The 20,115-nt window shown below is 42.2% G+C and carries 14 protein-coding genes and 3 tRNA genes; 12 read left to right on the top strand and 5 right to left on the bottom strand.

The features are described 5' to 3' along the window. Positions 1 to 2 precede the first annotated feature (2 nt). Together MSG37_RS11295 and MSG37_RS11290 are read right to left on the bottom strand one after the other, a co-directional pair. Complete coding sequence (locus MSG37_RS11295; protein ID WP_248470768.1) at positions 3 to 1,085, bottom strand: AI-2E family transporter; 1,083 nt, start codon at positions 1,083 to 1,085, stop codon at positions 3 to 5. Between the two features lie 662 nt (positions 1,086 to 1,747). Next, the gene (locus MSG37_RS11290) at positions 1,748 to 2,092 is read right to left on the bottom strand and encodes a hypothetical protein (RefSeq protein ID WP_248470767.1); all 345 of its coding nucleotides are present in this window, start codon (positions 2,090 to 2,092) and stop codon (positions 1,748 to 1,750) included. 366 nt (positions 2,093 to 2,458) lie between these two features. On the opposite strand from MSG37_RS11290, the gene MSG37_RS11285 reads away from it, so the two are divergent. After that, complete coding sequence (locus MSG37_RS11285) at positions 2,459 to 5,545, top strand: UvrD-helicase domain-containing protein (RefSeq protein ID WP_248470766.1); 3,087 nt, start codon at positions 2,459 to 2,461, stop codon at positions 5,543 to 5,545. Positions 5,546 to 5,999: 454 nt separating this feature from the next. Further along, the gene (locus MSG37_RS11280; RefSeq protein ID WP_248470765.1) at positions 6,000 to 6,650 is read left to right on the top strand and encodes a CatB-related O-acetyltransferase; all 651 of its coding nucleotides are present in this window, start codon (positions 6,000 to 6,002) and stop codon (positions 6,648 to 6,650) included. 86 nt (positions 6,651 to 6,736) lie between these two features. On the opposite strand, the gene MSG37_RS11275 is transcribed toward MSG37_RS11280, so the two are convergent. Then, complete coding sequence (locus MSG37_RS11275; RefSeq protein ID WP_248470764.1) at positions 6,737 to 8,341, bottom strand: ABC-F family ATPase; 1,605 nt, start codon at positions 8,339 to 8,341, stop codon at positions 6,737 to 6,739. Between the two features lie 244 nt (positions 8,342 to 8,585). Next, positions 8,586 to 9,575 (bottom strand): LacI family DNA-binding transcriptional regulator, encoded by a 990-nt coding sequence (locus tag MSG37_RS11270; RefSeq protein WP_248470763.1) that lies wholly within the window; start codon positions 9,573 to 9,575, stop codon positions 8,586 to 8,588. 333 nt (positions 9,576 to 9,908) lie between these two features. Here MSG37_RS11270 and MSG37_RS11265 point away from each other — a divergent pair, with 333 nt between their 5' ends. From MSG37_RS11265 to MSG37_RS11245, 5 genes are all read left to right on the top strand, one after another. Beyond that, positions 9,909 to 10,943 (top strand): NAD(P)-dependent alcohol dehydrogenase, encoded by a 1,035-nt coding sequence (locus MSG37_RS11265; RefSeq protein ID WP_248470762.1) that lies wholly within the window; start codon positions 9,909 to 9,911, stop codon positions 10,941 to 10,943. A 3-nt stretch (positions 10,944 to 10,946) separates the two neighbouring features. After that, positions 10,947 to 12,443, top strand: a complete 1,497-nt coding sequence (xylB, locus tag MSG37_RS11260; RefSeq protein WP_248470761.1) for a xylulokinase — start codon at positions 10,947 to 10,949, stop codon at positions 12,441 to 12,443. Next, a complete protein-coding gene (locus MSG37_RS11255) occupies positions 12,443 to 13,927 on the top strand; it encodes a sugar ABC transporter ATP-binding protein (protein ID WP_248470760.1) in 1,485 nt (494 codons plus the stop codon). Before xylB ends, MSG37_RS11255 begins: the two co-directional genes overlap by 1 nt. 9 nt (positions 13,928 to 13,936) lie before the next feature. Beyond that, positions 13,937 to 14,974, top strand: coding sequence for an ABC transporter permease (locus tag MSG37_RS11250; RefSeq protein WP_248470759.1), 1,038 nt, complete (start codon positions 13,937 to 13,939; stop codon positions 14,972 to 14,974). A 102-nt stretch (positions 14,975 to 15,076) separates the two neighbouring features. Next, the gene (locus MSG37_RS11245) at positions 15,077 to 16,078 is read left to right on the top strand and encodes a substrate-binding domain-containing protein (RefSeq protein WP_248470758.1); all 1,002 of its coding nucleotides are present in this window, start codon (positions 15,077 to 15,079) and stop codon (positions 16,076 to 16,078) included. Between the two features lie 138 nt (positions 16,079 to 16,216). Here the strand turns inward: MSG37_RS11245 and MSG37_RS11240 are convergent, their stop codons facing one another. Then, positions 16,217 to 16,741, bottom strand: a complete 525-nt coding sequence (locus MSG37_RS11240; RefSeq protein ID WP_248470757.1) for a D-lyxose/D-mannose family sugar isomerase — start codon at positions 16,739 to 16,741, stop codon at positions 16,217 to 16,219. 402 nt (positions 16,742 to 17,143) lie between these two features. Between MSG37_RS11240 and MSG37_RS11235 the strand changes: the two genes are divergently transcribed. The 5 genes from MSG37_RS11235 to MSG37_RS11215 all read left to right on the top strand — a co-directional run bounded on the left by MSG37_RS11235 (position 17,144) and on the right by MSG37_RS11215 (position 20,114). Further along, a complete protein-coding gene (locus MSG37_RS11235) occupies positions 17,144 to 17,641 on the top strand; it encodes a VF530 family DNA-binding protein (RefSeq protein ID WP_248470756.1) in 498 nt (165 codons plus the stop codon). A 398-nt stretch (positions 17,642 to 18,039) separates the two neighbouring features. Continuing rightward, positions 18,040 to 19,308 (top strand): MFS transporter, encoded by a 1,269-nt coding sequence (locus tag MSG37_RS11230; protein WP_248470755.1) that lies wholly within the window; start codon positions 18,040 to 18,042, stop codon positions 19,306 to 19,308. A gap of 527 nt (positions 19,309 to 19,835) precedes the next feature. Next, positions 19,836 to 19,912, top strand: a tRNA-Met gene (locus MSG37_RS11225). A gap of 13 nt (positions 19,913 to 19,925) precedes the next feature. Then, positions 19,926 to 20,002: transfer RNA gene (locus MSG37_RS11220), tRNA-Val, on the top strand. 38 nt (positions 20,003 to 20,040) lie between these two features. Beyond that, positions 20,041 to 20,114, top strand: a tRNA-Met gene (locus MSG37_RS11215). Position 20,115 lies beyond the last annotated feature (1 nt).

Raw genomic sequence — 20,115 nt, 5'->3', positions numbered from 1 at the left:
TTTTATGCTTTATCTTGTTGCTCAATAAAATCTTTAAACTCGATTTCATACAAGCGGGCTAATACTAAGGTAACTGCAAAGATAATCGGACCATAAATTAAGCCGATTAAGCCAAACAGTTGTAGGCCACCTAACAGAGAAAAAAACAGCAGTAGGGTACTCATACCTGTACTGCCTTGCATCAGCCAAGGTCTTAGAAAGTTATCAATCGAGCCAATAACCAGTATTCCCCACGCGATTAAAAACAGTGCCCATTGCCAGTCGCCAGTAATAAACAGATAAATTGATGCTGGCAGCCAGATCATGGCGGTGCCTACAAAGGGGATAAATGACGCAAAGGCCATCATGCTGCCCCAAAATAAACCGGAAAAGCCTGCCATAGCCATGGCTATACCGCCCAGCGCACCTTGGGCTAGAGCTGTTAAAAATGCGCCAAAAACCGCTGATTTAGCCACAACTTTAACCTCATTAAAAATCAACTCTTCTTGAGAGCGTGATAATGGAATGATGTGGCGGATACTGCTCACAATCGTTTGTTGATCTCGAAGGAAGAAAAACAGCACAAATAGCATGAGAGAAAAGCTCAAAACTGTATTGGCCACATCGCCCAATAGTCCGGTGCTGGCAGACAAAAAGCTGCTGCTGAGCTGGGTGACTTTTACTGCTGCTTGCTGTACCAATTCATCCACTTTTAAGCTTTCAAACGGTAGCCATTTATTAAGCAGGCTAAGGCCACTTTGAATATAAGGATGAGATAGAAATGCCTTGGCGCCGCCATCAGTCAACCAGTCATAGGCATTACCCATAAAGTTGATGCCTTCATTCATTATCGCAATAGTGACAAAGAGCAACGGCAACAACACCACCACAGTGACTAAGGTGCATGAGACCACAGATGCCAGATTAGGCCTTGCAGGCATATAGCTTTCAATTTTTGTATGCAGTGGCAACACTAATAACGCAACAATTGCCGCCAGAATGATAGAGCCTAAATATGGTGAAACGAGTAAGTAGCATGCGTATAACGCAATGGCTAATGCAAAGAGTAATATGGCGTGGTGGGGTTTGAGCTTAAAGCTGTCCATCAAATAGCGCTCCAAAATACATATTGTAACCAACCTCAATTGTTTGGCATTGCTGTGGCGTTTAGTTAGCAGCTAACGCTTATCGACACAATTTAAGATGATAAAGTACTGTTATACCAATTAGTATAAGAATTTGACCAACTCAAAGCGATTCTAGTCAAACTAACTCAAGGCAAATAAGCTTGATGGTAACTATTCCCCGTGTGTCTTTGTGTATTACCGCCAATGAGCTCACAACCAAACCGTTTGATAGTGATTAAGAAACTGGCTTAGGCACCGTAAAGCACGAGCTTAAAAGCATGATATGGAACAGTTTGGAATGGTGAAGGATGAACGCTGCAAACTCTTTGGTTTGTCGATTACCAAGTGTTGGCAAGCGCTGAATTTGACTTTAATGGGTCATCATATGGGGTTGGCCGTATTAAAAGTACAGTGTTACTCAGCTTATGCTTGCTTAAAATAGCGACCACATTTATTTTGAAAGCGCTGTTATAAACCATCATACAGCTCTCCAACAGACAGTACGAACAAATAAGGCTTAGCATAATTGCTAAGCCTTAAAATGCTTTTCACCAGTTTTGACCTTGATTCTTATTAAGGCGATGTCTGGGGAAATGGTCTGCGATTAGCTGACTAAGTTAAATAACTCGCAAGTGAGCTAATTACTCAGGCACTTTTACAAATGTGCTTTCACGAGCAAATTTAATTGCGCCGTCACAGATCTTGATTTGCTGCTCTTTGTTAGCGGCTTGGAAGTTCTTCATGTATTGGTCTAGTGCTTGGCTAGTTTCTTTAGACATGATCATCTCTTCGATACCAGCATTTTTATGAGACATCATAGATTGACCAACAATCACGCCTTCAATTTGCATGTCGTGTTCAGCATAGAATGTGGTACAAATCATAAGACTTGCCATGCCAAGTGCTGTTTCTTGATCTAGGTTTTCAGCGCTTGCTTGACCTGCTACTGCACAACTTAAAAGACCCGCAATTAGTAGTTTTTTCATAATATGGTAAACCCTTTTCTCATCCATCTTTGGTCAGTGTTCTAAATGATCTTGCATGGCATTTCTATTATTTATCTGCCGCCATACTTTGTGGGATTAGGCTAGCATTTACATATTATTAGGTATGTGATGCTGCGCTTGATTAAAGGCGTTGCGGTTGATTTTGTGTGGTTTATCACGCTTGAAAAGCCGATTTTATATGTAAAAAAAGCTAAAAAGGCGATATTTGCGCCTTTTGCTGATTTAATGGCCATTTTATCTCGGTTTTACAAGGTGTTATTTTATAATCGAAAAGCAAATTAGCGCTACTTGAGTCCGGCTTTAGTTGTTAATATGACGCGGTATTTTGTTGTGTTGAGGTAGTTGATGGAGCTTAGGCGACATTCTGTACAGTTTGGTTTTTTACAGGGCGTGCTCTTTTGTAATAGCGCCCATTTGTGCGATCAAGGCTTATCGATAAACGGTAAGCTTTATACCTATCCAGACTTGTCACAAACCGTTGAGGTTAGACGCGGTTGGTTCACTTTATCATTGGTGTGGGGCAAGCAGCGTTTTCGCTTTTTTCATTTTACTCACTGTAAACCTTTACTGCGTTTGGCACTTGATAATCGTTTGGCATTTCATCGAGCCGAACTTCAGCAAGCTTTTGATTTGTTGCTACTAGACGCAGCAGATTTTGACAAAGAGTTTAGTGCCCACCAGCGTTATTTACGTGATTCAGATAAACGTCGTTTACAGCAGAAATACAAAGGTGCTGTAGATAAACTTGCGTTAACAGAGCATTTTCAGACACTAGGCTTTGATATCAATTTGCTTAATTGCCGTTTAGTAAAGTTTATTAAGCAGCCTGATATGTTTACCACTAAATACAATCAGTGGTGGCAAAATCAGCAGTTAAAAGTGCATAAAGGCTTATTTGATTCGATTGAAGCGCATCCGCTAACCGAGTTACAACGGCAAGCTTGTGTCATTGATGAAAACAATACGCTTGTTATCGCCGGGGCGGGGACGGGTAAAACTAGTACCATGGCGGCCAAAGCCGCTTATCTAGTTAATCAAGGCTTGGCTAAGCCTGATGACATTTTAATGCTGGCTTATGGTAAGGATGCACGCCAGGAGTTAAGTCAACGTGTGTTATCTAGCCCTGAGTTAACAGCGGTAAAGGTCAGTACCTTTCATGCGCTTGGTAAAGAGATCATTCAAAGCTATTTAAAAAGCTCGACTCAGGTGTCGGTATTGGCCAGCGATGAAAAGCAATTTACCCAATTTATTGATAGCCAAATTGATTGCATTGTTGCTGATCCTGATATGGCCGATCCGGTTGCTGAGTATTTTGGCCGCTATTTGTACCCGCAACGAAATGAACTCGATTTTCGCTCAGAAGGCCAATATCGCAGCTACCTGAAAAACAACGAAATAAGAGCACTATCTGGCGATTTAGTGAAAAGCTTTCAGGAGCTGGTAATTTGTAATTACCTTTATACTCACGGAATTCAGTTTGATTACGAACCTAAATATCCGGGTGATGTTAGCGAGCCGGGTAAAAGTGTGTATCAACCGGACTTCTATATTCCGGTTCTAGACGCCTATCTTGAGCATTTTGGTATTGATAAGCAGGGTAATACTCGAGCCGATATTGATAAGGACGCATATAATCAAAGCCGTGAGTGGAAAATAGCCTTACATCAACAGCATGGTAGCTATTTGATGCAAACATTCAGTTGGCAAGCTGATGCAGGCAAACTTGAAAGTAGTTTAGAGGAGCTGCTATGCGCGCGAGCTGATGAATTAGGCCTTGAGCAAAGTCAGGTATTTAAACCTATTTCACCCAAGGAAGTGTTTAGCCAGGTTAAAGCTTTAGGCGTTTACCGCAACGTAAGCCGCTTGATGGCAAGCTTTGTAAGTTTGTTTAAAGCATCTGGGATGAGCTTAGCCCAGCTAAAAAAAGTAAAGTTGGCGAAGTTAGCTGAGTCCTCTTTCAAACCTGTTGTTGATAATACAATTCAAGCACAGCAATCTACTGAAACGAGTCATAAAGGCGATTTAAATACTCGTTTGCACGCCAAGCTAACCGCTACAGCTAAACGCAAAAACAAACAACTAGCCAACTATAACCAGCAACGCTGGAGCGCGTTTTTACACTTATTCAGTTGGGTGATTAAGCAATATCAAGCGTATCTTAATGAGCATAACAGTCTCGACTTTTCAGATATGATTGCTAAGGCAAATCAGTTAGTGGCTAACAAAGATTTTCATCAACAAACTGCTGATGGTTTTCGTTTTAAATACATCATGGTCGATGAGTTTCAGGACATATCCGCTGAGCGCGCTGAGTTAGTTAAAGCCTTAAGAGATGCTAGTCCTAATTGTGCTCTTTTTTGTGTGGGTGATGACTGGCAAGCAATTTACCGCTTCGCGGGTAGTGACTTAAGCTTAACAACAGCATTTGAAGCAATTTTTGGTGCTGCGCAAACGGTAACGTTAGACAAAACCTTTAGGTTTAATAACCAAATTGAAAAAGTAGCGTCACGATTTATTCAAGTAAACCCAGCTCAGTTAAGCAAGCAACTAACTACCCATAGTAAGAGTGATAATCCAGAGGTGTGTTTGCTCATCAATACTAAAGAGGCGGCGCTGCAGCAGGCGTTTGCCAGTATTATTGAGCAAGTTGCAGATCAGCCTGCGACGGTGATGTTGATAAGCCGATTTAAAAGCAGTTTAAAGGAATTAAATATTTGGCAGCAGCGTTTTTCACAATTGAGCATTTCTGCAATGACAGCTCATGCCTCTAAAGGCAAACAAGCTGATTTTGTGATTGTGCTTGATGTGAATGACGACAAATATGGTTTCCCTAGCAAAATCGATAACGATCCGATTTTAGATGTGATGTTGCCGGCCCTTGATAGCTTTAAAGATAGCGAAGAGCGCCGCCTGTTTTATGTTGCCTTGTCTCGCGCTAAACAACGAGTATTTGTGCAAGCTGAACTTGGTAAAGAGTCGAGTTTTATTAAAGAGCTGCAAGCTTATACTGGTGATGTAAACATTATCAGCAGTGAACTAGCAGCCTTATATCAGTATCAAGCGAGTTGCCCAAGCTGCCAAGAGGGTAAGCTTATTCCACGACAAGGGCGTTTTGGGCTGTTTTACACTTGCTCACTCGGTAAAGACTATTGTGACACTAAGGTAGAGGTTTGCCCTGAGTGTAAAACTGCGCCTCTGGTGCGTAATCAACACCACTTTATTTGTAGCTCTGAGGCATGCAATCATCAAATCGGTATTTGTCCGCAGTGCAATTCCGGTAAGTTAAAAACTCGTACCAACAGTAAAACTGGTGAACAATTTTTGGCATGTAGTGCCTATAAAAAAGCTGACCCTAAAAGCTGCCAATATACTTGCAAGCTAGCTGATAGCGTTAAAACTCCTCAAGGTGGCGCTAGGAAAAGAGTGGCGTAATAGTCAACTATATTAGATGGTTAGCTTTGATGTTTGATGTTTGATGTTTGATGTTTGATGTTTGATGTTTGGTGTTAGTAAGTTGGTTTAATAGTTGATTAATTAGTGGGTTAGTCAAATGTAAACCTTCTGATGGCTTTTGCCGTATAGGTTTGCTGTTCAATTTTTTTGATTGGTAATTGTTAGTTGAGCCCACTTTTACTAGTTTGCTATACGGATTGTATCTTGTATTTTTGTTGATAGAGCGTTTTTTCGATTATTAAAGACGGTTATATCAGTGTTCTATCGCGGTTTTATGGCGATTTGAACACTTTGGTAATTGTGGTTGTTTTATGTGATTTATTTTGATGGTAGTAAGTTTTATTGGGCTTTTTCTAGTTTGTTTAAACAGGATATTTTAACTGTTGGCTAGTAGATAAGTTGCTCGTGAAAGTGGAATTTTTAGGTGTGATTTATGAATACGTTTACAAGTTGGCTTGAGTCTAAAAAGCTCAAGCAGCAAATTACTAACCCGAATATTGAAGTGGGTGAATATTCTTATTACTCGGGTTTTTACCATGGTAAATCTTTTGAAGATCAAGCGGTGCGTTACCTTTTAGGTGACGGTTCAACGATTGATGTGTGGGAAGCGGGTGTTTTTGGTGAAGTCGACAAGCTGATAATCGGTAAATTCTGCTCAATCGCCTCGGGTGCTTGTTTTATGCTGGCAGGTAATCAAGGCCACCGCATGGACTGGATCTCTACTTATCCATTTGCACCCGATGAGTTTGGCGACGGTGCAAAAAGCGGTTTTGAGCGTGCGGGCAATACCGTGATTGGCAATGACGTGTGGATTGGCAGTGAAGCGATGATCATGCCGGGCGTGACCATAGGTGATGGTGCAGTAATCGGAGCAAGAGCTGTGATCACTAAAGATGTCGCGCCTTATAGCGTGGTGGTTGGTAGTAACAAGTTGGTGAAACTACGTTTTGACAATGACTCCATTGCAAGGCTCTTGCAGATTCAGTGGTGGGATTGGCCGCTTGAGAAGTTACAAGGTGCGATGGCATTAATGTGCAGCGCTGATATTGCAGGTTTATATCAGTACCACCTAGATAATCAGTGATAATTGTTTGCTTTAACCAAGCTATACAAAAATGGCGCTAATCTCAAAGATTAGCGCCATTTTTTGATTAAGCGTAAGCGGTTAAGTTACTTCTTCGTTTCGTTCTCAGCTTGGCTTGCCATGTACTCGTTGAAAGTACCTTGGAAGTTAACTAGCTTCTTATCTTTTACGTCGATAATGCGTGTTGCCAATGATGATACAAACTCGCGGTCATGGCTCACGAAAACCAACGTACCTTGGTACACTTTAAGCGCATTGTTTAGTGCTTCAATCGCTTCCATGTCCATGTGGTTAGTTGGCTCATCCATAACCAGTACGTTGATATCCATCATCATTAACTTACCGAATAATAGACGGTTTTTCTCACCACCAGAGCAGTTATGTGCTTTTTTGTTGATATCGTCTTCAGTAAATAATAAGCGGCCTAACATGCCACGAACCATTAAGTCATTGTGCTTTGGTAGGCGCCACTGTGACATCCAGTCAAATAGGTTAAGGTCGTTATCAAAGTCTTTGCTGCTATCTTGAGGACAGTAACCGATAGATGCATTTTCAGACCACTTAATTTCACCAACATTATTTGATAATTCACCGACTAAACAGCGTAGGAAGGTTGATTTACCAACACCGTTTTCACCGATAACAGCAAGCTTAGCGCCGGCTTCAAGGATTAAATCACCACCATCAAATAGCTGGTTACCGTCAAAACCATGACCAACGTTTTCCATTACTAGTGCTTGGCGGTGCATCTTTTTACCGTCTTCAAAACGCAGTGATGGCGTCATACGGCTTGATGCTTTTACTTCGTCTAAACTGATTTTCTCTAGCTTCTTAGCACGCGAACTTGCTTGTTTCGCTTTAGATGCGTTAGCACCGAAGCGGTTAACAAAGTCTTGTAGTTCAGTCATTTCTGCGCTTTTTTTAGCGTTACCGGCTAATAGCTGTTCTTGAATAAGTGCAGACGCTTCCATGAAATACTCGTAGTTACCTGGGTAAATACGTAGCTCACCGTAGTCGATATCTGCCATGTGGGTACACACAGTGTTTAAGAAGTGTCTGTCGTGCGAGATGATGATCATGGTGCACTTGCGCTTATTTAGCTCTTCAGCCAACCAGTTAATGGTATGAATGTCCAAGTTGTTGGTTGGTTCGTCAAGTAGCAAGATATCTGGGTTTGAGAATAATGCTTGTGCCAAAAGTACACGCAGCTTTTTACCTGGGGCAACTTGGCTCATTAGACCAAAGTGCAGATCTTCTTCAATGCCCGCTTCAAGCAGGATTTCACCGGCGCGGCTTTCAGCGCTATAGCCGTCCATTTCAGCAAACTCGCTTTCTAGCTCACCTACGTACATGCCGTCTTCTTCACTCATTTCTGGTAGTGAATAGATGCGCTCACGCTCTTGCTTAACTTCCCATAGTCTTGCATCACCTTGAATTACCGCATCAATGACGCTGAATTCTTCAAATGCGAACTGGTTCTGGCTCAAGGTACCGACTTTTTGACCTGGAGTAATAGAAACGTTGCCTGAAGTAGGGGCAAGCTCACCACTTAAGATCTTCATAAAGGTGGATTTACCACAACCATTTGCGCCGATTAAGCCGTAGCGATTGCCGTTACCGAACTTAGCGGAAATGTTTTCGAATAATGGCTCTGGGCCAAACTGCATCGTGATATTTGCGGTAGAGATCAAAAGAGTATCCTGAGTGATTAATAAAGAGTGAAAGCCAAGACGCTAACAGACTGCCAAAGGCAATCCTGTTCGAGAGGCAAAACAGCGGCGGATTATACAGAGGTCAGTGCTTAGATGTCGAGCAATCATGCGATGAATCAAGGCTTATTTATTTGATTGGCCTTGTTTTCATCGCGAGCAACGCTTTTATAGGGTAGGGCAACAATGATTATTGGTCCGTGCAGGCGTTAATGTGAAATAGCGATTATTTAATTACAGTGCCTCTAATGATGATGTCAGACAGCTTGTCACAGTCTTCAGTCTCAATAGCGCGTATAAGTTGGGTTACGGCGTGGTAACCAAATTCTTCAACATCATGCCTAATACAAGGGATCGCAATCCCAAAGTGAGTTGCGGTTTTGATTTCATCAATACTATAAAAATGGATATCTGTTCCTAGGCGGTAGTTGTGTTGCACACTGGCTTCTAGCGCGCCTAAGGTGATTTGGTTATTCAAGCCGATAATGGCATCGGGCTTTAGTTCGGCAAGATATTGCTCTACTAACTCTTTAGCGAGTTCGGTATTAAAGTCAGCTTTTATCACATCGATTTGAACGTTTGAATTGGCTTCTTCTGCAGCCATCTTAAGCCCTGCAAGCCTTGAGTTGGCAACTTTTGAGTTTGCTGAGCCTGATGCTATCAATACACGTTGATATTGTTTTGATATGACTTCTTTACCTAACTTGTAACCTGAGTCAACGTTATCTAAATACACGCCGCAGACATGTGGTGCTTCTATGTGTCTGTCTAATAACACCACAGGAATAGATAACTTCTTTAAAGTGGCAAAGTAATCAGGAGTGTAATGCTCATCTTCTGAGATCACCGCAATGATAATACCGTCAATGTTATAGCTCATTAGGGTATTAACTGCATTTTGCTCCATTTCTTGCGATTCGTCGGAGCTGAAGAATAAGCAGTTATAACCGGTTTTATTGGCGCTGCGGATGATGGACTTTACTGCGCTGGCAAAAAACGGGTTGATAATAGTTGGCACGATCACACCAATCGTTTGCGAGCGTGACTTTAATCCTTTAGCCATAAAGTTGGGGATATAACCCATCTCCTTAGCTATCTTTTGGATCTTCTCACAAGTTTCAGGTTTGACTTTCTCAGGTGTTGATAGGGCTCTACTCACGGTAATTGATGACACATTAGCAACTTTAGCTATGTCTGCTAGCTTAATTTTTTTCATCTTATTCTCTGGGCTGTGGTTACCGCTTGATTGAATAACTGAGCGGTGAAACGAGCAAACGCCTTAGTTGGTTATCTAATGATCTGTTAACAATCATATTTGAGTTTTTGTCATTATAACAGTAATAAAATGTTATCGATGTCATAAAGTTACACTTTTAAGTATTAGCACTCCCTGATTGTTTTTAATTATGAAAACAGTTATTTGCATTGTTATAGCTGTATCCCGCAGATTTTGTGAGTTTAAACGCAGTCGTCATTGCCGCAAAAGATTATCTTAATGGAAAGTGTTAATGACATCGATAACATTAAAATATCAAAAGGGAAGCATTACATGAAAGCTTTGGTACTTGAACAGGTCAATGAACTGGTTTTAAAAGAAGTTGCCACTCCAGAACATGTTGGCGCGAATGACGTTAAGATCAAAATTCAAGCTGTGGGGATCTGTGGTTCAGATGTGCATTATTTAACCCATGGTCGCATTGGTCATTTTGTTGTAGAAAAACCAATGATTTTAGGCCACGAGGCCGCAGGTATTGTTACTTCAGTTGGTAGCAATGTTAAGCATCTGAATGTGGGCGACAGAGTATGTATGGAGCCAGGTGTACCACAGCCTCAGTCTGCAGAAACTATGGAAGGCATTTATAACCTGGATCCAGACGTTCAGTTTTGGGCTACCCCACCATATGACGGTTGCTGCTCTGAATATGTGGTTCATCCAGCAGCGTTCACTTTTAAAATTCCTGAGCATATGAGTTATGCAGAGGGCGCAATGGTTGAGCCTTTAGCGATTGGTATGCAAGCTGCGACAAAAGCACAGATTAAGCCTGGTGATATTGGCCTAGTTTATGGCGCGGGTACGATTGGCGTTATGTGTGCGTTATCGGCATTAGCCAGTGGCTGCGCTGAAGTGATTGTTGTTGATGTTGTCGATGAAAAGCTGGCGACTGTTAATGAATATCAAGGGATCACTGTTGTAAACAGCTTAAAACAAGACGTTGCAGCTATCGTTGCAGCTAAAACCGGTGGCCGCGGCGTAAACGTAGTATTTGAATGTTGCGGCGTTGAAGCGGTAATCACGGGAATTTGTCAGCATGCAGCGCCAAATAGCACTGTCGTGTTAGTCGGGATGCCAGTAGAGCCAGTGAAATTCGATATTGTTGCTGCTCAGGTAAAAGAGATCACCTTTAAGACGATTTTCCGTTACGCCAACATGTACCCAAAAACGATTAATTTAATTTCGTCGGGCAAGTTAAACGTTAAGCCGCTTATTAGTAAAACCTATAAGTTTGCCGACTCGCTCGCCGCTTATGCTCGAGCATTAGAAGCGAACCCTTCTGATGTGAAGATCATGATTGAGATGGAGTAAGCGATGAGTATTGTCGCGGGTGTCGATTGTGGCACACAAGGTACTAAAGTCATTTTGTTGGATTTGAGCACCGCAACAGTATTGGCAGAATGCTCAGCGCCACACGATTTGATCTCGGCGTCAAATGGTCGCCGTGAGCAGCAGCCTGTTTGGTGGGTAGATGCCATGGTGACAGCGTTTGAAAGTGCTGTAACTGCGGCTAACATCGATCCTAAAAGCATTGCTGCTATTGGGGTGTCAGGTCAGCAACACGGCTTAGTGGCATTAGATGCAAGTGGTGAAGTGATCCGCCCAGCTAAGCTTTGGTGCGATACTGAAACTGCAGCGCAAAATGCGCAATTGCTAGAGATGTTAGGCGGCGCTGAGGCGTGTATTGAGCTGCTAGGACTTAGAATTGAAACCGGTTATACCGCATCTAAAATTCTTTGGATGAAGCAAAATGAGCCGGAAAACTTTGCTCGAATCGCCCATATTTTGTTACCGCATGATTACCTGAATTTCTGGTTAACGGGCGAGTATAGCGCTGAATATGGCGATGCCTCTGGAACGGGCTTGTTCAATGTGCGAAAGCGTTGCTGGGATGAAGAAGTTTGTAAGCTTATCGACCCAAGTGGCGCGCTGTTTAAGGCGTTACCAAAGTTAAACAATGCAAGTACACCGGCTGGTTTTGTTAGTGGTGCTGCTAAGGCGCGTTTAGGCCTTAGCGATAACGTTGTGGTGTCTTGTGGTGGTGGCGACAACATGATGGGCGCTATCGGCACTGGTAATGTTCAAAATGGCATCATTACCATGTCACTTGGCACGTCTGGCACGATTTACACCTTTTCTGACGTACCGGTTAAGTTAAAGCATCCTAGTATTGCCAACTTCTGCTCAAGCTCTAATGGTTGGATGCCGCTTATTTGCACCATGAATGTGACCTCTGCCACTAGCTTAGTGCAAGACCTACTCAATATGGATTTGACTGAGTTTAATCAGTCTCTTGACGCTTCTGAAATTGGCGCGGGTAATATCAGCTTCTTGCAGTTCTTTAACGGTGAACGCGTACCAGCATTACCTGATGGCAAAGCGTCAATCCATGGTTTAGATGCCGCCAACTTTACTCGTGACAATCTTGTACGCTCTGTGGTTGAAGGTGCGACTTTCGGCCTGAAATACGGTTTAGAGTTACTGCGTGATGCTGGGATCAGTATTGAGCAGATCAGACTGATTGGCGGCGGTGCAAAATCCGCTAATTGGCGACAAATGGTTGCCGATGCGATGAACTGTGAAGTGATTTGCCCAGAGGTCGAAGAAGCAGCAGCTCTGGGCGCAGCTATTCAAGCTAGCTGGGCGCTAAACGGCGCAATTAGCTTTGATGCCATTGATGATCTCGTTGTGCTGGATGAAACTAGCCGCACTCTACCCATAGCGAATAACGTTACAGCGTACCAATTAGCGTATCAAAGATATGTGTCAACGCTAAACAGTCAATATCCGCAATTACAGGGGGAGTGTTAATGAGCTCTCCAGCTTTATTGTCGGTCAAATCGGTAAAGAAATCTTTTGGTGAAGTTAAAGCACTTAAGCATATTAACTTTACTCTTAATGCTGGTGAGATCCACGCATTATGTGGTGGTAATGGCGCGGGAAAAAGTACCTTTTTAAGTATCGTAATGGGCTTTTTACAGCCAGATGAAGGCAGCATTATGGTCAATGGCGAACCTAAAGTGTTCGCCAATGCAAAAGAGGCGCTAGATGCCGGGATCACTATTGTTCAGCAAGAGCTGAGCATGATTCCAAACCTTACTGTTGCGGAAAACATTTATCTTGGCCAAGAGCCGCGTAATCGTTTTGGTATCGTGGACTTTAAAACCTTGAACCAACGAGCGCAGGCACTAATGGATGAGCTGGAGTTTGATATTCCGGTTAATGCCATGCTGCACACGTTAAGTGTTGCCCATCAACAATTGGTAGAGATTGCAAAAGCACTGTCGCACTCCAATGCCGATATCGTATTTCTCGATGAGCCGACATCAGCGATTGGTGAAGAGGACTCAAAGAAGCTATTTAAGGCGATTAAATCCTTAGCTGCCAAAGGTAAGGGGATTGTATATGTGTCACATCGTTTATCTGAAATCTTTGAAAACTGCAGTAATTACACCGTATTTAGAGACGGCACTTATATCAGCGAAGGTTTGATCACAGATATTACGCGTGATGAGTTGATTGAGCAGATCATTGGTGGCCAGATAAACGAAGAGTTTTCAAAGTTTAATCAGCCTAGTGAACAAACTCTTTTAGAAATTAAAAATCTCACATCAAAAAAATTCAATGATATTTCATTTTCAGTCAACAAAGGCGAGATCCTCGGGATTTACGGTCTAGTCGGTTCCGGTCGTTCTGAAGTGCTTAATGCGATTTTTGGTGTTGATGAATTTAGCCATGGCACCATCTATTTTGATGATAAAGAGTTTAGCCAGATTAAGACCCGTCAGGCGATTAAGTCCGGTATGGCTTATGTTACCGAAGATAGAAAATCATCAGGTTTAGTATTGAGCAGTTCTGTTGGCGACAACATTTCAATCTCTTCACTTGAACAATGCTCGGCTTCTTTTGTTGTGAATGAAAAACAAGAGAAACAGAGAATTGATGCAATGATTGACCTATTTAAGATTAAAACACCCAATAAAGAGCAAATCGTTGGCAACCTTTCTGGCGGTAACCAACAAAAGGTGGTGCTTGGACGCTGGTCATTGACTAACCCTCAACTGCTTATGCTTGATGAGCCGACTCGTGGTATCGACGTGGGTGCCAAAAAAGAGATCTATAAGTACATGTCTGAGCAGGCGTTGCAAGGAAAGGGGATCATTATGGTGTCTTCTGAATTGCCTGAAATTATCGGCATGAGTGACCGCATTATTGTGTTTAAAAATGGGCAAATTGTCAGTGAGTTATCACAGGCTGACGCTACCCAACAACTGTTATTAAGTCTTGCTTCTTAGGATAGAAAAATGAATACATCTGTAGCAACAGATAAAAGTTTGAGATTACCTGTTAACCGTTTAAAACCGCTTTTACATAAGTACGGCATCGTGTTTGCGTTTTTGTTTATTTGCGCGACCATTGCCGTATTAGGTGAGATCTGTATCCACAATGGTATGTGGGACAGTAATTACTTTTTAACTCAAGGCAATTTGTTGTCAGTTTTACGTCAGGTCTCGATTAACGGCATTTTAGCCGTGGGTATGACGTTTGTGATTATTGTAGCTGGTGTCGATTTGTCTGTCGGTTCGGTACTCGCTCTTGCAGGTATTGTTGCCGCGCGATTTGTTACCAACTCTGAAGCCATGCTTATTGGTAGTTTTGACTCTCCAATTCTATTACCACTTATGGTTGCTATCTGTATTGGTGCAATATGCGGTTTCTTAAACGGTTATATCATTTCTAAATTCCGTCTACAGGCGTTTATCGTCACCATGGGTATGTTGTCTGTTGCCCGCGGTATGACAATGCTAACTACTGATGGCAACCCTGTTTCCTCCCTTGATAGAGGCTTTAGAGCCTTAGGCAATAGCTACACCTTTGGTATTCCTACTCCTGTGGTGATTTTTGCGGTGATCTTTATTGCTGCTTGGTTCCTGCTTAATAAAACTGTGTTTGGTCGTTATGTATTTGCGGTTGGTGGTAATGAAAAGTCGGCGCAGACATCAGGCATTGACGTGCATAAAGTGAAAGTTGCCGTTTACACCTTATGTGGCGTGATGGCGGCTATTGCTGGTTTGATCCTAACTGCTCGTACAGGCTCTGCTCAAACCAGTGCTGGTTTTGGTTATGAGCTTGACGCCATTGCTGCAGTAGTCATTGGTGGTACTTCTATGGCTGGTGGACTTGGCACTCTTACAGGTACCTTATTTGGCGTGTTGATCATTGGGGTGATGAATAATGGTCTGGATTTATTAGGCGTGCAGTCTTACTACCAACAAATTATTAAAGGCTTACTGATTGTGGCGGCGGTAATGCTTGACCCATCTAGAAAGCAATCTCGTTAATTTAAACCGGTTTAAGCACCACTTAAAACGATTACTAACATCGGTGCTTAACACTAATCGCGTTACCAAGGTAACGCATTAAAAACAAAAGGTATGATTGAAATGAAAAAAACCATGATCTCTACATTACTCGGCGCTACGTTAGCTCTGTCGTCTGGCTCGGTTTTTGCTAAAGATGATATTAAAATTGCGGTGTTAATGTATGGCATGAAGGCTGAGTTTGTACAGCTAATGGAGCAAGCTGCTTATAACCATCCGTTAGTGAAGTCTGGTGAAGTGAAAATCACTATGTATGACGGCCGCTATGATGCGTTAGTACAGAACAACCAGGCAGAAACTGCGATTCGTACCAATCATGATGCGATTATTATTAACCCGATGGATTTTGACGCCAATATCGATGTAGTGGATATGGCAAATGAAGCTGGCATCCCTGTTATCGTAACCAATGCACGTTTAAATACCGATCAAATGACTGCTGAAGTGGTTTCAGATGACGTTGAAGGCGGTTACTTAGAAGCCAAGTATGTAATGGAGCAAATTGGTTGTAAGGGCAGTGTGGTTATTCTTGAAGGACCAAAAGGTGGTTCTGGGGAGATCCAACGTGGTCAAGGCAATGAAAAAGCCATTGCAGAATGTCCTGAAGGCGCAGTTAAAGTACTTGAGCGTAAAACCGCTAACTGGTCACGTGCTGAAGGCATGACTTTGATGGAAAACTGGTTGATGAAGCATCAAGGCCGTATTAGTGGTGTTATTGGTCAAAACGATGAAATGGCATTAGGAGCGATTGAAGCGATTGAAGGCTCTGGTGACACAGTTGATAACTACGTTATTGCCGGTATTGACGGCGTAACCGATGCACTTCACGCTGTTAAAAGCGATAAAATGACCTCAATTTTACAAGATGCGAATGGTCAAATGCAGGGCTCTATCGATGTGGCATTGCGTCATGTGATTGGGGAGCAATACAAGCCTGCATCAGGTGTATGGCAGCAATATGCTGATAAGTTAAATTGGAATAATGGCTTGTCTAAGCGTTACGACATTCCATGGACTGTTGTTAACAAGCAGAATGTTGACCAGTTACTTGAAATGCGTAAATAGCCTTTGATAGTTGTATAGGCTTAGCTAGCAGTATTGTTAGCGCGAGTCATAAAATGGCAAACGGGCGTAGTGAGTTACGCCCGTTTTTTTATCTTATATTACCAGTGTAGACGACGCGTATTTACAATTGTACGTGATTTATAATTGTACTCGACTAGCGCGATTAATGGCTTTGTTAGTAAATAGGTCGGCTGCATCATTTGAATTGGTAGAAAACTCAGACACTACAGCCCCGTCACTATGTGCTTTAAACCAATGCTTAGAGTTAGGTGTTAACGTTAATTGTTGACCTTTTTCTAAAATGACTTCGTGAAAAACGGTGTAATGCTCGATGTCTTTAGGCAGGGTAACGCTCGGGTTTGCAGTGATGCTACCTTCAATGAAAATACTCACTTTACCGTAACGACAGCGGAAAGTTTCTTCTTTACCTAGCCTTTGACCAACTGTTGGATGAGTATGCTCTGGACAGATCTGATCTGGCAGCATAATGAGTTCTTTTGCGCAGCAACGTTCTGTATTGATATAGGTATGTATAATCAACCCGGTATGATGAAAGTCATTTAAACCAAAATCAGTAACTTCAAGGTTTTCTGTCTCCACTTTTGTGAGAAAAATCCCTGATAGCCCTAACAATTCCAATACTTGGTCGTTGACCTTTACCATACTTGATTCTCTTTATATGCAATAGCTTGTACGCGCATAAGATAATATGGCGTATAAGAAATTTAAATATATGCTTAATAACAATGAAGAGTCGGTCACAAGGATGCGCTAGCTTGACTGATTATGGTGTTGAATCACTACCATTTAGCCTAGATATTCAGCTGAAATCACTTACTGCTTTCGTCGCTTGATAGGCAAATTATGTTGTGCATTTACAATGCAAACAAACGCATTTTGTAAAAATTCAAACAAGCCAGACGATTTTATGGGTGATATGTGCAATTTCTTGTTATTATTAGCCCATTGTTTTGCGCTGCTCGCTGAGCAGTCTAAGTATTCATTGATTGAATATTTTTTATAGATGCATGTGTTTGCACATGTTCTGCGATATTTGGACTCCCCATGATTGAACACCAACAGAATAATCCACTCCACGGCTTAAACTTAGAAACTTTGCTAACAGAACTGGTGAAGTTTTATGACTATAAAGTGCTTTACGCTGCGCTAAAATTGGAATGTTTTAACCTTAATCCCAATATGGCTGGTTGCATTAAGTTTTTAAAGAAAACCGAGTGGGCTAGAGAACGTGTTGAAGCATTTTATCTTTATCGCTTTAAGCGCATGCCAAAGGGCACGGCTGCGCAAATGGAACTTAAGCCGCGTGAGCGCGGTTACGCCGATGGTATTGTGCCACGTAAGCCTGAGAAACTAACGGTTGAGCTTGTAGAAGAGATGCGAGCTAAAGCTGAAGCTAATTACAAAGCGATGAAAAAGAGCGGTGCACGTCCACGTTTTGGTAACGATAAGCCAAGAGCACAAGATGGTTATGCTCAAAACCGTCGTAATGGACCAAAGCGTCCTGCAGCGTCACAAGATCCTACAAACCCTTGGGGTAAGTAATCTTTATTTAATGCAAACGTTGTAATTGCTTGATTGAAGGACCTAATAGGTCCTTTTTTATTGCCTGCTTTCTTGTAAGTTAATATATGCATCTAGTGCATAGTATTGATTCTATTTATTCATTTGTTTCATGGTCGACTAATCAGTAGCATGCGCTTCCTTTTTAAGTAACCTTGTAAAACGATGCGCTCTCAATCCATATCTGCACAGCTACTCCGCATGACCACTGCGTTAATGTTGACTTTGTTGTTAGTAAATAACTATCCACCTTTGCTCAATGCATTCAGCGATAATGGCGCGGAAGTTGGCTGTCACCAAATACCCAAAAACGATTTAGCAAACCAACACAGCGACGAGCATCAATCTAGCACCGAAGCGCTACATAGAGGAGTGCAACTATGAGTATCTTTCGTTTTCCTATTTTGGTTTGGCTAGGTATTGGGATTTTAATTATTAGCCTTGGGATCCGCCAATCTTTTGGGATCTTTATGATGCCGATTTCAATGAGCTTCGATGCTGGCCGTGAGTTTTTCAGCCTTGCTATCGCGCTGCAAAATTTACTGTTTGGTGTTTTCCAGCCTTTTACCGGCATGGCTGCCGATAGGTTTGGCTCGAAAAAAGTCATTATGTTTGGTGCTTTGGCTTACGGACTGGGGTTGTTATTAACTTCAATCTCGACCAGTTCAGAGATGTTTTATATTTCTATTAGTATGCTAATTGGTTTGGGCTTAAGTGCGACAAGTTATGTTGTTGTGTTAGGGGCCGTGGCCAAAGTGGTTCCGGTTGAGCACACGGCTAAAGCATTTGGTTTAACTACAGCTGCAGGTTCGTTCGGTATGTTCGCAGTGATCCCTGGCGCACAAAGCTTATTAAGCCACTTTGATTGGCAAACGGCGTTGCAGGTATTTGCACTACTGTGTTGCTTTATGTTCGCTTTTGCTTCGTTTATGAAAACAGCTAAAAGTAATGAGGACAATAAAGAGCAATTAGACGATCAAACATTAAAGCAGGCACTGACAGAGGCGTGTACTAATCGTAATTATTGGTTAATTCATATGGGGTTCTTTGTGTGTGGCTTTCATGTGATGTTTATTGCAACTCACTTACCGAGTTATCTTGCTGATAAACATTTAGATGCTTCGACCGCAGCATTAGCTCTAGCCTATGTCGGTATATTTAATATCTTTGGCTCATACTTTTGGGGCGTGATGGGCGACAGGTTTAGCAAGCGTTATGTAATGAGCGCGCTTTATTTGGTGAGGACCGCAGTTATTGCAGCCTTTGTTACATTGCCTGTGACTGACAATACCGCTGCTATATTTGGCGCTGCGATTGGTTTTTGTTGGCTAGGTACAGTGCCTTTGACTTCTGGTTTAGTGAGGCAGATTTTTGGCGCCCGCTATCTATCTACACTTTATGGCTTAGTGTTCTTTACCCATCAAGTGGGTAGCTTCCTTGGCGCTTGGGTTGGTGGACGAATTTATGACCATTACGGTAGTTACGAGCCAATTTGGTGGTCAACCGTAGTACTAGCCTTTATCGCAGCGTTACTACATTTACCGATTGATGATAGGCCGGTCTCGGAAGTTAAGCTTTCTAAAGATAATAGTGAAGCGAATAAGAATAGTGAGTTACCGTTAGTTGATAAACCTATTACATCGATTTAGTCTTTAAATGCTTTATTAGAATATTTGAGCCACCTTAGGGTGGCTTTTTAGTTGCAGGGCGTAATAGAGTTTAGTTACGTATTTACCTGGCGATCACAATAGCTATTAAATAAGGCTCCTATCAATAGCCAATAAAGCGCAGTTTGATGGATTTTGACAGTACTCCAAAAGCATCACGAATAATTTAAAAGGGATCCATCGGTGTTTAAGTGTATATAAACGGTGTTTTCGTAAGCAGGTATGTAATATAAATCAAACGGGATAACGAAATTACACTGTTATGACGAGTAAAAATAGGCTCGTCTAACTTTGACCGCCTAGATTCTTGGTTAAAATTTGCCTTAAAACATTCTTGTTTGTAATTGTTTTACTTAAAAAATGCGATAAAATGCCTAAACACCACGCAAGTTGGCCATCAAATCACCGCTTGGCAGCTATTTGTGTTTTTTTACTTGCAACATAGACGCTATCGCCATACTATAGCGCTCGTTCCAAGGCAACAGCCAAACGAACAGCAAGAACACAGTCGCGGGATGGAGCAGTTTGGTAGCTCGTCGGGCTCATAACCCGAAGGTCGTTGGTTCAAATCCAGCTCCCGCAACCAGTTCATGTACGATACAACCGTAGCTCAGTTGGTTAGAGCACTACCTTGACATGGTAGGGGTCGGTGGTTCGAATCCACTCGGTTGTACCAATTCTTTTATAGAAGAATCTAAAAATCTATTATCCTGTCGCGGGATGGAGCAGTTTGGTAGCTCGTCGGGCTCATAACCCGAAGGTCGTTGGTTCAAATCCAGCTCCCGCAAC

Origin of the sequence: Shewanella sp. 1CM18E (genome assembly GCF_023161665.1) — a bacterium.
Taxonomy (GTDB): domain Bacteria; phylum Pseudomonadota; class Gammaproteobacteria; order Enterobacterales; family Shewanellaceae; genus Shewanella.
This window is presented reverse-complemented; position numbering and strand designations above follow the sequence as displayed.

What these genes read in the sequence shown, in the direction of transcription:
- MSG37_RS11295 (WP_248470768.1), bottom strand. Translation starts at nt 1,085, where the DNA reads ATGGACAGCTTTAAGCTCAAACCCCACCACGCCATATTACTCTTTGCA.
- MSG37_RS11285 (WP_248470766.1), top strand. Translation starts at nt 2,459, where the DNA reads ATGGAGCTTAGGCGACATTCTGTACAGTTTGGTTTTTTACAGGGCGTG.
- MSG37_RS11230 (WP_248470755.1), top strand. Translation starts at nt 18,040, where the DNA reads ATGAGTATCTTTCGTTTTCCTATTTTGGTTTGGCTAGGTATTGGGATT.
- MSG37_RS11235 (WP_248470756.1), top strand. Translation starts at nt 17,144, where the DNA reads ATGATTGAACACCAACAGAATAATCCACTCCACGGCTTAAACTTAGAA.
- xylB (WP_248470761.1), top strand. Translation starts at nt 10,947, where the DNA reads ATGAGTATTGTCGCGGGTGTCGATTGTGGCACACAAGGTACTAAAGTC.
- MSG37_RS11250 (WP_248470759.1), top strand. Translation starts at nt 13,937, where the DNA reads ATGAATACATCTGTAGCAACAGATAAAAGTTTGAGATTACCTGTTAAC.
- MSG37_RS11240 (WP_248470757.1), bottom strand. Translation starts at nt 16,741, where the DNA reads ATGGTAAAGGTCAACGACCAAGTATTGGAATTGTTAGGGCTATCAGGG.
- MSG37_RS11265 (WP_248470762.1), top strand. Translation starts at nt 9,909, where the DNA reads ATGAAAGCTTTGGTACTTGAACAGGTCAATGAACTGGTTTTAAAAGAA.
- MSG37_RS11255 (WP_248470760.1), top strand. Translation starts at nt 12,443, where the DNA reads ATGAGCTCTCCAGCTTTATTGTCGGTCAAATCGGTAAAGAAATCTTTT.
- MSG37_RS11245 (WP_248470758.1), top strand. Translation starts at nt 15,077, where the DNA reads ATGAAAAAAACCATGATCTCTACATTACTCGGCGCTACGTTAGCTCTG.
- MSG37_RS11270 (WP_248470763.1), bottom strand. Translation starts at nt 9,575, where the DNA reads ATGAAAAAAATTAAGCTAGCAGACATAGCTAAAGTTGCTAATGTGTCA.
- MSG37_RS11290 (WP_248470767.1), bottom strand. Translation starts at nt 2,092, where the DNA reads ATGAAAAAACTACTAATTGCGGGTCTTTTAAGTTGTGCAGTAGCAGGT.
- MSG37_RS11280 (WP_248470765.1), top strand. Translation starts at nt 6,000, where the DNA reads ATGAATACGTTTACAAGTTGGCTTGAGTCTAAAAAGCTCAAGCAGCAA.